Origin of the sequence: Larkinella rosea (assembly GCF_003858635.1) — a bacterium.
GTDB classification, from domain to species: domain Bacteria; phylum Bacteroidota; class Bacteroidia; order Cytophagales; family Spirosomataceae; genus Larkinella; species Larkinella rosea.
In genome coordinates, this window is record NZ_RQJO01000015.1 from 643765 (window position 1) to 656601 (window position 12837).

Consider the following 12837-nt stretch of genomic DNA (forward strand, 5'->3'; position numbering starts at 1 on the left):
CAATAGAAAAATTTTTATGGGCGGATGATCGTTCCGTCGGCTTTCCGAACCTGCCAATTCGATTTGGTGCCGATCGGGTATTTGGCCGCTTCTTTTTCGTTGATGTCCACACCCAGGCCCGGCACCTCGTTGACCGACATGTAGCCTTTGTTCATTGTCGGGCAACCGCTGAAGACTTCCTTCATTTTGTCCGAAAACTGCACCGCTTCCTGAATCCCGAAGTTCCAGACGGCCAGATCGATGTGTGCGTGGGCCGCGTGACCCACCGGTGAAACGTCGCCGGGGCCGTGCCAGGCTGTGCGAACGTTGAACCACTCGCCCAGCCGCGCCACTTTCATGGCGGGTGTAATACCGCCAATCTGCGAAACGTGAATCCGGATGAAATCGAACCACTGATTCACCATCGGTTCCTTGAACTCGTTGATGTTGTTGAACAGTTCGCCCATCGCAATCGGCACCGAGGTGGCCTGACGGAGTTGCGCAAACCACTTCATGTTTTCGGGCGAGAACGGATCTTCGATAAAGAACGGACGGTATTCTTCCACCCGCTTGATCATGTTGATGGCGTCGATGGGCTGCACCCGCTCGTGAATATCGTGCAACAATTCCACTTCGTCACCGCACTGTTTCCGAACCACTTCGAACATTTTCGGAACGGATTTCAGGTACATCCGCTCGTTCATGTAATTGTCGGTTGCGCCCCCGAAATTGGCGGTTTTAAAGTCAGGCTGGGCGTTTGCGGCATTCGCACCCACGGCCCCGTAGCCACCCTGCTGAATCCGGATGTGCTTGTAGCCCTCCTCCATGAACTTTTTGACGCTCTCGGCGGCCGCTTCGGGCGTATTGCCACCCGCGTGGGTGTAGCAGGGAATCGCAAACCGGGCCTTGCCGCCCAGCAACTGATACACCGGCATATTGGCCCGTTTGCCTTTGATGTCCCACAACGCCTGATCCAGCCCGGAAAGCGCGTTGTTCAAAACCGGTCCGTTCCGCCAGTAGGAACTCACATAAGCCGCCTGCCACATGTCCTCGATGTTATCCACATCCTTGCCGACGCAGAATTCGTTGAGGTAAGTATTGATGGCGACAATGACCACCGCGGCCCGCTGCGTGAAGGTCGCGCAGCCCAGCCCGTACAAATCAGGTTCGGTCGTTTCGACCTTCACGACGATGAGGTTGGAGCCCTGCGGAGCCGTCGCAATGGCTTTGACGGATTTGATTTTGACGGGAGCCATTGCTTTCGCGTACGAGGGTGTGCCCTGACGTTCGCGGGCTTCGGCGGTGGATATGCCGCCGAACAAACCGAGCAAACCGGCTCCGGAGCCCAAACCTATTTTTTTCAGCGTCTCGCGACGGCTGTTCAATTCAGCAACGTTTTCGTCTTTTTTCATGGTTAATTAAATAAGAAGGGGTTTTAGGACGTGCTTTGAATGGATAGGTGTTTAATCGTTTAAGTTTATGAATTATTGGTGAAGTCCGATACAATCCGACAGTGATTTTCGCAGAAAAATACACTGACGTGAACTGAGAGATTGTTGACCACGTAGCGACGGTCGGCCGTTGCCATTGAATAGTTCCGGGTCGCCGGTGCGATAGAAAAATGACCGCTTGAACTACTGAACGTGCCTTTAGGTACGCAACCACCCCGCCAATTGCGTACCTAAAGGCACGCGAGAGCTATTGGTAGAGAACCTTGCTACAAATATGTCGTGCCTATGGCACTTAATCGGCTCACAATCAACCATCAAATAGCATAGTTTACATGTAATGAAAACCCATAAACTGTCTTACGGCAAGGCAAAAGCAATATACGAACCGCCCGGTTTATGCCCATTTTTGACGCCCCCGGCCGCAATCACGACGTACTGTTTCCCGCCCGCCAGATACGTAATCGGCGTTGCAAAACCGCCTGCCGGAAGCTGGTATTCCCAGACAACCTTCCCGGTTTTTTTGTCGAAAGCCCGGATGCGTTCGTCTTTCGTTGCGGCAATAAAAATCAATCCACCCGCCGTAACGATGGGACCGCCGTAATTTTCCGTCCCGGTAATTGGAATTCCCTTTTTGGTTAACTCCGGAAATTCGCCTAGCGGGACCTTCCACAAATACTCACCCGTATTCAGATCGATGGCGTTCAGCGTTCCCCAGGGCGGTTTGACGGCCGGATAACCGTCCGGGTCGAAAAACCGGGTGTAGCCATTATTGATGTAAGGCGGAATGTAGGGGAATTCTACTTTTTTGTCCGTCTCCGTCAAAACCGGGGCGTTGTGCTGATCCTGGCTTTCCGCGGGTTTGGGTTCCGGCTTTTGGTTGTCCGCGTTCAGCAGATACCGGACTAACGTAAACCGGTCCTGATCCGAAAGGTGCTGAAACGACGGCATCCGGCCGCGCCCCGAGCGTAAAACCGCGTTGATTTCCTGACCCGAAAGCCGCTTGCCAATCTCGACCAGACTGGGGTATTCCTGGCCGCTGCCCTTGCGGTCGGGACCATGACAGGCGACACAATTGGCCAGGTACAACGTTTTCCCTTTCGAGGCAATTTCGGCGTTCCGGGCGGCCAGATCGGCCATTTTCAAATCCCAGGCCATTTCGTTCGAATTCTGGTAGAGAATTCCTTCCGGATCGGCGGCATTGCCGCCCCATTCGGCACCCCCGCCGATGCCAAAAAACAAGGTTCCTTCCAGGCTCGGTGGCATGAACTTGTTACCGGCGCGGGTTTTCAAAAACCGCTCTTTGACGAACGCATGGGCTTCGGGTGTACGAGTGGTAATATCGGCTTCGGTAAACACCTGCCGGGCAAAGGGAGCCGGTTTGAGTGGAAACTTCTGCGTTGGCCACGGAGTCTCGCCGGGTAATGCGGGTGAGGTCGGAACTTTCCGTTCTTCCACCGGAAACAACGACTCGCCGGTGTCGCGGTTCAGGACGTATACCAGACCATCTTTCGTCGTCTGCGCCACCGCATCAACGATTTTGCCGTTGTGTTTCACCGTCACCAGATTGGGCGGGCACGGCAGATCGCGGTCCCAGAGGTCGTGGTGAATGGTCTGGAAATACCACTGCATTTTGCCGGTTTCGGCATTCAGCGCCAGAATGCAATCGGAGTACAGGTTTTGACCAGCGCGAATACCGCCGTAGAAATCGACGGAGGGTGAACCGGTTCCGAGGTAAACCGTACCCCGTTTTTCATCGAGCACCATGCCGGCCCAGTTGTTGGCACCCCCGATGCGTTTGTAGGCGTCTTTCGGCCAGGTTTCGTAACCCGGTTCGCCCGGCTGCGGAATGGTGTGGAAAACCCACAACACTTTCCCGGTGCGGATATCAAAACCGCGAATGTGACCCGGTGCCGCGTCGCCCTGCTCCGAAACCGTTGAACCCAGCACCAGCGTGTTTTTGTAAATGGCCCCCGGCGTGGTGGAACTGACCGACAGTTTGCTGAGATCCCGCTTGGAGTCATCGCCCAGTCCTTCGCGCAAATCCATTTCGCCATTTTTTCCAAAACCGGCGACGGGTTCGCCCGTCAGCGCATTCAGGGCGTAAAGCGTTGATCCGGCGGTAAACAGAATGCGTTTGTCGGTGTCACTTTGCCAGTACATGACGCCCCGGTTCTGGCTGAAGCGCGGGGATTTATCGTTGAACGGATCGAACAGCCAGCGCTGCTGACCGGTTTTGGCGTCCAGCGCGAAGACTTTCAGCATCGGCGTGGTACCGTACAAAATTCCGTTGATCACGATGGGCTGGCATTGAATTTCAAGCGGTTGACCGGTTTTGCCATCGGCTTCGGCGGCATTGTAGGTCCAGGCGACCCGGAGATTTTTGACGTTCTGAAGGTTGATCTGTTTCAGCGGAGAATACCGGTTTCCGGCCTTATTGCCGCCGTAATACGGCCAGTCCTGACCGGTTTCGTCAGCGGGGTGGCTGGACGTGATCGCAGCCAGACCCAGAACCAGCAGCCCAAACGCGGGGATTGATAGCGCCAATTTCATGGTTGTAAGGGAAACGGTACGGATTCAGGAATTAATCAGCGGGCCGACGCGGTGTCGGGCAGCGTGTAATATTCATACGAAATTTTCCACGTAAACGTCTGTCCCGGTTCGGCTTTGATTTTGATGTACGGTTCGGGGCAGACCGTTGTGTGAATGGACCAGAACGCCAGTTGCACAATGGGCTGATCGCCCACGACGCGGACACCCGCCCCGGTTTTGCGGTTTTCGATCCGGAAATCGTAGTCTTTCGCGGTATCGCCAAAACCGCTCAGGTAGCAATGCGTGCTTTCCCCCTTGGGCAGTTCTTTCAGATACACAAACCGGTTTTCCCGGATGTCGGCAAACGTGCCGATGCCGCGCGTTGGCTTGACCTGCAACGCAAACGGAAAGGTTACTGAAATATCCGGCCCGGTCTGCTGTTGATCCAGCATGAAGAAATTGTGGTCGTACACGGTGGTTTCGATCGGTTTCCGACCGGTGTTTTTCAGACGATGTTCCAGCACCAGCACCGGTTTTCCCTTCAGGAGTTTGACGGTTTTTTCGTACCGATACGAATACCCGGCGGCATCGGTCAGGTCGTGCGTGAAAACCGCCTGATCTTTCCCGGTTTTGACGGTCCATTTTCCGGGATTGACGATGGCGTACGGCGAAGCAAACCGATACGGCGCGTCTTTGGCTTTGCGGAGTGAACCGACACCGATTTTCAGGAAATCCTCCCCCGGTTTGGCGTCTTCGTAGCCCATGGGTGTAAACTCTTCGACCGGGCCGCTGATGGCGTCGTGCAGCTTCGGATCGTATTTCTCGAACCACTGCCCGAAATACGAATGCTCCTTGTACGTCAGGCTGGCAATGACGCCCGACCAGTCGAACCGTGTGCCCTGGTAATAACCGCTAACGGAATCCGGCAGGTACAATCGGGCCCGAATCAATCCGTTGGAAATAGCCACTTCCGGAAACGGCGGAAGCAGGGTAACACTGGCGAAACCCAGGAGAATACCGATGAAAAGAGCGATTGTCTTCATGGAAAAAAGAACTCCCGGTTTGGAGCGATTCTTGGAAAACCGCTCCAAACCGGGAGAAAGAGGTCAATAACCCGGGTTTTGTTTCATATTGACGTTCGCGGTGATCTCGTTGATCGGGATGGGTTGCGCGTAATCCGTCGGGTCGAACTGAATGGCCCCACCCCGGATTTTCTGGTAATAAGCGGCTTCCTTATCCCCGATTTTCCAGCGGCAGACGTCGAACCACCAGTTGAACTCGCCGAAGAACTCGGCCCAGCGTTCGTACTTGAGCGGATCGTTTTTCAGCACGTTGTCGGGTGCCATCGTCTGGTCGGTCAGGCTTTTGTAATCGACCGGCGAAGCCGTATTGACCGGATAATTATAAGCGCGCCGTTTCACCTTGTTGATGTATTCCAGCGCCGTAGCGTTGTCGCCGGTTTTCATCAAGGTTTCGGCGTAGAGCAGGTAAATATCGGCCAGCCGCAACCAGAGAATGTTGGACGGGTTGGCGCGGTTTATCTCCAGTTCCGTTCCGTTCAGGTTGATGTATTTCCGGAAACTCCAGGCTTCCATGTCCAGTTCGGTAATGTCGAGGTAGTGCGAAATGGGCCGTTTTACCCCGGCAACCACCATCGAATCGACGTACGGTTGCAGACAGGCCACCCAAAGCCGGGGGTCAACGGTTTTGTTCGCGCGGGCCGTAATGGATTTGGTGATGTACGACTTATCGACGTTCGCGATGCTGGCCGAGGTGGTTCCGTTCGGGAAGTAGTGGCCCAGGTTAAAGCCAAACCGGGCGATGTTTTTGGCGTGCGGGAAAACGTTCGTCCAGGCCGAGGCAATGGGCGTTCCGGTCGTTGGGCTCACGTACGAAGGCGCAATCAGGGTCCCCATCATGGAACCCATCGACAGATCGACCCCGGAGTAGGTCATGTCGACGTTCAGATTGAGTTCAAACAGCGATTCGGAATTGAATTCGTTCTGCCCGTTGAACATGGTTTTGTACACATCGAACGAAACCAGCGATTTGTTGCTGGTGGTGACAATATTGCTCAGGTAGGTTTTGGCGTTGTTCCAGTCTTCGGTAAAGACGTAGGCTTTGGCCAGAAACCCTTTCACCCCCCATTGGTCCACTTTGTGCTTGTCGGCAACGGCGGTCCAGGTTTTTCCATTCAGCAGGGTTTCGGCCTGTTTCAGGTCGTTGATGATGAAATCCCAGCTTTGTTTGACCGTTGAACGGGAAATCTGCGTCTCGGACAGGTTGTTGGCGACGGTGGTCACAATCGGAACCCCCATTTTATCACCGCCCGCCCCATTCACGATGAAGGTTTCGCCCCAGAATGTGGTCAAATAGAAATAATACCACGCCCGCAGGAAAAGCGCCTGTCCTTTGATCAGGTTGATCGAAGCCGCGTCTGCGGTCGAAGCCGTCGGCAAAACCCGCTCCACCCCGGCCAGCAGCGTGTTGCAGCGTTGGACACCCCGCCACAAATCCGGCCAGATTTGTAGCAGAAAAGCGTCGCTGGGCAGGGCGTTGTTTTGCCCCATCTGAATCCAGTTGGGCGATCCCTGCCAGCTCAAATCCGTGGTGTGATCCCAGAGGTAGGTGCTATACGGGCCAATGGCGCGTCCGAAAATGCCAACGGCGTGCTGGGTGCCGTACACGCCCGTCAGAAGTTGTTCCAGGTCGGATACGGTGGCCGGATAGCTGGCGGTCGAAATGGCGGTGGGGTTGTTGACGTCAACAAAGTCCTCTTTGCAGGAGCCCATACCCACCACCAGCAAAGCAAGGAACGATAACTTGAAGAATATTTTCATGGTTTGAAATGGCTTTGGCGGTTAGAAACTCAGGTTGATACCCATCGACAGCAATAGCGTGCGCGGGTACGAGAAAATCGTGTCGATACCCCGGGCGGTGGTGCCGTTGCGTCCCAGCACTTCCGGGTCAAGACCGCTGTATTTCGTGAATGTCAGCAGGTTTTGGGCCTGGGCGTAGATTTTCAGGTCCTGCACCCGAATGGCTCTCGTCAGGGCATTCGGCAGCGTGTAACCGATTTGCAGATTCCGCAGTTTCAGGAACGAACCGTCTTCCACGAAATAGCTCGAAATCCGGCCGTAATTGGCGTTCGGGTCCCGCGAAAATGCTCCGGCGGCATTGGTTACCCCCACGCGTGGCGAACTCGTCAGGCCATTGCCGTTAAAAAACGACGCGTTGAAAATGTCCTTCGTGGTGTTGTAATCGCCGTACATGAACTCCGTGAAGTATTTGTTCCCGTTGTACACATCAACGCCCTGAATACCCTGGAACAAGGCCGTCAGGTCGAAGCCCTTCCAGCCCAGGTTGAGGGTCAGACCGTAGGTGAGTTTGGGCCAGGGATTCCCGATGAAGGTTTTATCGGCCACCGTGATGCGTCCGTCGCCGTTGGTGTCCTTGTACCGCAGGTCACCCGCAGCCGTTCCGGCATTCTGGTAATACACACTGGTGGAACCAGCCGCCTGCTGCGCTTTTTCGTTCAGCGATTTTACATCGGCGTCCGACTGGAAAATGCCTTCCACGATATACCCGTAAAACTGGCTCATCGGGTGCCCAACTTCGGTGCGTCCGGCGTTGCCGTCGAGATCCAGCCCGGCCTGTCCGTCGCTGATCGGGTTGTTGTTAACGCCGTCGAGTTTCTTCACCAGATTTCGGTTGAAAGAAGCATTGGCCGCAATGGCGTAGGTGAACGCACCGGTTTTGCCCCGGTAATCCACCGCCAGTTCGAGCCCTTTGTTGCTCATCTGACCAATGTTGGTATACACGGACGTATTCCCAAAACCGGCCGATTGCGCCACCGGAACCTGGTAAATCATCCCCTGCGTCTGGCGACTGTACCAATCGACGGTGACATTCAGCGCATTTTTCAGTAAACCGATATCCAGCCCCACGTCGGTCTGGTTAACGGCTTCCCAGCGAATGTTTTCGTTAGCGAGCTGGGCGGTCAGCGCATACCCTTTGGCGCGCGTGCTTCCGTCGGCCAGACCCATGCTGTTCGTCCCATTCGTTCCGCCGTAGGAGGCCTGGTACGTATACTGAGGAATGTTACTGGTGCTACCCAGTTTTCCGTAACTCGCCCGGACTTTCAGGTTGGAAACATAGGTCAGGTTGTCGCGGATAAAGGGTTCTTCGGTCAGTTTCCAGCCGATGGAAGCCGAGGGAAACACCCCGAATTTGTTCGTGGGGCCAAACCGGTCGGAACCGTCCCGGCGGATGTTGGCCGTCAGCAGGTATTTATTGGCGTAAACGTAGTTGATCCGGCCAAACTGCGAAAGCAGCCGGGTCTGCGGAAATTCACCTCCGCTGGCCACGTAGCTGCTGGGGTTGGTCGTCAAGCCCAGGTTGTAGGTCACGTACGGAAAACCCTGCGCCGAAGCACTGAGCGAACTCAGGTCGGATTGGTAGGCTTCGTATCCGGCCATCGCTTTCAGATCATGTTGACCGAAGGTTTTGGCGTAGGTTAATACGAGGTTGGCCGTCAGGTTCCGCTGGTTGTTGCCGTCGCGGGCCAGTGAAGCAACGCGGTTGGCGACGATCCCGAAATCGTAGGCTTCCACGAATTTGTAGTTCTTGACGTTGTAGATCGACGCGCCGAACGTGGTCCGGAAGTTCAAACCGTTCGTAATTTCCCAATCGGCATATACGTTGCCTTCCAGGGCGTACGTCTGGTTCAACTGGTGGTTGATGAATTCGTTACCGACGAGGTTCGGACCACCGAAATAGTTACCGGTTTTAGCCCAGCCGCCGTAAATGTTGGTCGGATCGTAAACCGGAATAACCGGTGCAGAGCGGAAAGGAAAGGTCGTGCTGACCGTCGGATTCGTACCGGTCATCCAGCCGTACAGCGTTTCGCCCACCTTAAACCGGCGGTTGATTTTAAAATCGGCGTTCGACCGAATCCCGTAGCGCTTGAACCAGTTGTCGATGATCGTTCCGCCCTCACGCTGGTAATTGACCGACAGGTAATAGTTGCTTTTGGCCGACGCGCCGGATAGCGAAAGTGAATAACTCTGTTCCCCGCCCGAAGTGAATAAATCATCGACCCAGTCGTTGTTCGGCAGCGTATTCGGATCTCCCCAGCTGTTGGTAGCGACACCAAAGGCGGTTTTGGCTTTGTAGTAATCGGCGGTATTGAGCAGTTTGAATAAATTCAGCGGTTGACGAACCCCGTAATAGGCGTTGAAATTGATGTTCATCTTGTCCATGCTGGTTCCGCGCTTGGTCGTCACCAGCACAACACCACCCGCAGCCTGCGCGCCGTAAATCGCAGCGGCACTTGCATCTTTCAGAATTTCAATGGATTCGACGTCCTGGAGGTTGAAGTTGTTGCCCGACGACATCCGGATTCCATCGACGATGTAGAGCGGAGCCATACCCCCAATGGAACCGACGCCCCGAATCACAATGTCGGCGCTAGCGCCCGGCGAACCGTCGTTCCGCGTCACCTGGACCCCCGCGGCCCGGCCTTGCAGGGCTTCGTTCACGCTGCGAACCGGCAGGCTCTTCACATCTTCTGCCTTGACCGACGAAACCGAGCCCGTTAAATCCGAGCGTTTCTGCGTACCGTACCCGACAACGACGACCTCGCTCAGGTTTTTGGTATCCGTCGCCAGCCGAATATTGAGCGTGCTTTGCGCGCCGACGGTTACTTCCTGCGTCAGATAGCCTACGAAGCTAAAAACCAGCACGTCATCGCCGGTCAGCAGCGACATCCGAAACTGGCCGTTGGCGTCGGTGGTGGTGCCACGCGTGGTGCCTTTTACCACGATGCTCACCCCCGGCAAACTGGCTCCGGATTCGTCAGAAACCGAGCCGGTGACGGTTCGGTCGGCGGCATTTTCGATGGTCAGGCGCAACAATTCCTGCGGGGTCATGGGCAACACAACTTCCTGCGTCAGAATAATCTGGCGGCCTTTGATCAGGTAAGAGACCTGGAGCGGTTTTAGCAGATTGGTCAGTACTGCGCCCAACGGCTGATTCGTAGCGTTAAGCGAGACGCGGTCATTCAATTGAATCAGCGCCGAGCGGTAGGCAAAACGAACGTCGGCCTGTTTGCACAACTGGTGCAGAACGGTTTTAACCGATTGGTTCGTCACTTGAATCGTGACGCGCTGGTCCATCACTCGCTGCGCTTCGACCGGGCGGGCCAGGGCCAGGCCAGTGAAGATCGCTGCCAGTAGTAACTGATAGAAAGTCAATTTCATAAAGCTACGCAACAGGCTAAGCGGTTGTCGAAGTTTTTCCATACTTTTACTTGTTTTTTGGCTGTTTGGGATTACGAATAGACAAAAAATACCCTTCTTCATCCTGGAGAGGTTGATTATCAAAGGGGCTTTGTAGGGTCAATGATGCTGGTACCATCATTGGCCTTTTTTGTTGGCAGTGGGTTACTGGGTCATAGGCAGACGGGATTAGGGCTCGAGATGGTTCGGATACGGAATTAATTTATGGGTTTAGGAATAGTGTATCGGGTTAATGACAGCCTTTGCTGGTGATCACAATCTGTCCGTCGAGCACTTCATACGATGCACCAATGGTTTGGCAGATGACGTCCAGGCGCTCCATCAGATTTTCTTCATTAAACGAGACATTGACCAGACAGGCCGCCATCGCGTCTTCGTCGAAACGTAATTTCACACCGTACGTCCGTTCCAGACTGGCGAAAACCCTGGCCACAGGCGCATCCTCAAACTCCTGTTCGCGGCTGGGCCGGTTGACGACCAAAGCCGCTGGCTTTTCCACCACGGCCTTGATCAGGCGGTTTTCTTCCAGATTGTACGTCATTTGCTGGTTGGGCGTCAGTACCACCCCTTCGACGCGCCGGAGACCCGACTGCTGGGCTTTTTCGTAATCCTTCAGCGAATACACCGAGACCCGCCCGGTTTTCACCATTACGGTTACGTCTTTTTCTTCGGTATAGGCACGGACCAAAAAGCTGGTTCCCAGTACTTTCGTGACGGTTTGGTTGGCGTAGATCAAAAACGGTTTGGCCGGATTTTTCACCACGTCGAAAAAGGCTTCTCCGCTTAGGTAAACCGTACGCGTCGTGGCGCTGAACCGATGGGGATAGCTCAATCGGCTTTTTGGGTTCAGCGTGACCACACTGCCGTCACTCAGCAGTACATTGATCGCTTTGGTGCCGGTATTGACTTTTTCCTCCAGCGGAGCCTTCGGTACGTTTTTGGTCAGGTATTCGTAGGAGTAGGCAGCCGGTTTTGCGGTACGGTTTACGTAAATCCGGGCGACAAGCCCCAACAGCACCACCACCGAAGCCGCCACGGCCCATCGCCACCAGGTCCGTTGACTCAGTGGCACAACGGGCGTCTCTTCGGTTTCGGAATCCCGACGTTCGGCGGCTTTACCCACCAGTTGCGCCAGTTCCTGCGCCAGCCGTTCGTCAGTGGCATCGTCGCGGTAATGCGCATTCAACGCACGAACCAGTTCCTGGGCCTGCCGCACCACCTCCGCACGGTCGGGATTCTGGACGAGCCATTGTTCCCAAAAACGGGCGGTTTGCGGAGTTGTCTCCGTAGTCCACTGCCGGAACGATTCATCGAACAGGAAGTCTTCGGCTTCGTACGTTCTATAATTAATCATTGAGTGAATTGCATTCTATGGCTTCTATTTCCATAGTGTCGGACGCAGGAGCGCAATACTCAAAAAAAAGTAAAATTATTATGGAGAAGATTTCAATTCGCTCCGGAGCGAATCATTTCCAGCAGCAACAGCAACAGGCTGGACGACCACTGGCTGCGGAGTTCCTTGAAGGTTCGGTGGAGAAGATTGGCGACGCTTTGCCGCTCCAGGCCCATAATCTGGGCAATTTCGTGGTTGTCGAGATTCTGGTAAAACCGCAGGTACAGAACCTCCTGCTGGCGTTTGGAGAGCGACGCCATGAGCTGGTGGAGCAACCGGGTTTGCTCGGTCTGGCTTTCGCTGTCGATAATCTGCTGTTCGATGGAATCGGCAAACGGCAACTGCGCCGGTGTCGATTCATCGATATCGACGGCAGTTGGCCCCGACCGGGTTTTCAATAATTTATAGCGCAGGGATTTCAGGAGGTAGGCTTTCACAAAAACCGCATCGCCGACGGTTGTTCGGTGGTCCCACAAATCCAGCAGCAAATCCTGGATGGCATCCCAAACCCGTTCCGAATCCGTAGTCAACCGCAAACCGTAATTATACAAACTACGGTAATGCACCTGGGCCAGCTCGCCGAAAGCCAGTTCGTCGCCGGCTTTGAAGCGTTGCCATAATTCCTGAGGTGTCAGATTTTTATATTCAGCGGCAGTAACGTGTTCCAATCGATGAGATCGTCAAATACTGACTTTACTTATACCAAATGTAAGGTTAATTTAACACAGATGGTATTTTCCTGCGTAATTCTATAATTAAAATAATTTAATATATAACGATGCGGATGAGTGATTAATCGATTCTAAAAGACGGAAAAAATGGGGTTCTAATCAAAAATTGGAAGACAGCTTTAAATAAACGGGCAGTTGGCTAACTTTGATAATTATTTTCGTTTAAGAATCCTCCATGCCGATACAACTTCTGAACTAAACGAATAGCCACACCATGAATGACCGGTTTAAAACATGGCTCAAGCGCGTCGGTTGGCTGGGCTTTCTCTTCTTCCTCATCAAAGGCCTGCTCTGGCTGATTATTCCTTATCTGATTGCGAAAGGCGTTTTTTCGAAATAGAAATCAGGTAAGAAGGAATATCACTATAACATAATCACTTTTTGTGCGGTTTATTGAATACCTTTTATCCGGCTTGATTATTGGTGCCGTCTGGATAATTTTTTTGATTAAAAGA

General features: G+C 53.9%; 8 protein-coding genes. 1 reads left to right on the forward strand and 7 read right to left on the reverse strand.

The features are described from left to right. Positions 1-14: 14 nt before the first annotated feature. The 7 genes from EHT25_RS29165 to EHT25_RS29195 all read right to left on the reverse strand — a co-directional run bounded on the left by EHT25_RS29165 (position 15) and on the right by EHT25_RS29195 (position 12319). Positions 15-1391 carry an enolase C-terminal domain-like protein gene (locus EHT25_RS29165; protein WP_124878965.1) on the reverse strand — a complete coding sequence of 459 codons (1377 nt, stop codon included), beginning with the start codon at positions 1389-1391 and terminating at the stop codon, positions 15-17. 396 nt (positions 1392-1787) lie between these two features. Beyond that, the gene (locus EHT25_RS29170) at positions 1788-3980 is read right to left on the reverse strand and encodes an outer membrane protein assembly factor BamB family protein (RefSeq protein ID WP_124878966.1); all 2193 of its coding nucleotides are present in this window, start codon (positions 3978-3980) and stop codon (positions 1788-1790) included. Between the two features lie 35 nt (positions 3981-4015). Beyond that, positions 4016-5002, reverse strand: coding sequence for a hypothetical protein (locus EHT25_RS29175; RefSeq protein WP_124878967.1), 987 nt, complete (start codon positions 5000-5002; stop codon positions 4016-4018). A gap of 63 nt (positions 5003-5065) precedes the next feature. Continuing rightward, positions 5066-6799, reverse strand: a complete 1734-nt coding sequence (locus EHT25_RS29180) for a RagB/SusD family nutrient uptake outer membrane protein (protein WP_124878968.1) — start codon at positions 6797-6799, stop codon at positions 5066-5068. Between the two features lie 21 nt (positions 6800-6820). Further along, complete coding sequence (locus tag EHT25_RS29185) at positions 6821-10261, reverse strand: TonB-dependent receptor (RefSeq protein WP_124878969.1); 3441 nt, start codon at positions 10259-10261, stop codon at positions 6821-6823. A gap of 226 nt (positions 10262-10487) precedes the next feature. After that, entirely contained in the window at positions 10488-11612 is a 1125-nt protein-coding gene (locus EHT25_RS29190; RefSeq protein ID WP_124878970.1) for a FecR family protein, read from the reverse strand. Between the two features lie 92 nt (positions 11613-11704). After that, entirely contained in the window at positions 11705-12319 is a 615-nt protein-coding gene (locus EHT25_RS29195; RefSeq protein WP_124878971.1) for an RNA polymerase sigma factor, read from the reverse strand. Between the two features lie 277 nt (positions 12320-12596). On the opposite strand from EHT25_RS29195, the gene EHT25_RS33330 reads away from it, so the two are divergent. Beyond that, positions 12597-12722 (forward strand): hypothetical protein, encoded by a 126-nt coding sequence (locus EHT25_RS33330; protein ID WP_262707858.1) that lies wholly within the window; start codon positions 12597-12599, stop codon positions 12720-12722. The last annotated feature ends 115 nt before the right edge of the window (positions 12723-12837 follow it).

Excerpts from the sequence above, each read along its gene's own strand:
- EHT25_RS29175 (WP_124878967.1), bottom strand. The coding sequence starts at position 5,002 with ATGAAGACAATCGCTCTTTTCATCGGTATTCTCCTGGGTTTCGCCAGT.
- EHT25_RS29165 (WP_124878965.1), bottom strand. The coding sequence starts at position 1,391 with ATGAAAAAAGACGAAAACGTTGCTGAATTGAACAGCCGTCGCGAGACG.
- EHT25_RS29170 (WP_124878966.1), bottom strand. The coding sequence starts at position 3,980 with ATGAAATTGGCGCTATCAATCCCCGCGTTTGGGCTGCTGGTTCTGGGT.
- EHT25_RS29190 (WP_124878970.1), bottom strand. The coding sequence starts at position 11,612 with ATGATTAATTATAGAACGTACGAAGCCGAAGACTTCCTGTTCGATGAA.
- EHT25_RS29185 (WP_124878969.1), bottom strand. The coding sequence starts at position 10,261 with ATGGAAAAACTTCGACAACCGCTTAGCCTGTTGCGTAGCTTTATGAAA.
- EHT25_RS33330 (WP_262707858.1), top strand. The coding sequence starts at position 12,597 with ATGAATGACCGGTTTAAAACATGGCTCAAGCGCGTCGGTTGGCTGGGC.
- EHT25_RS29180 (WP_124878968.1), bottom strand. The coding sequence starts at position 6,799 with ATGAAAATATTCTTCAAGTTATCGTTCCTTGCTTTGCTGGTGGTGGGT.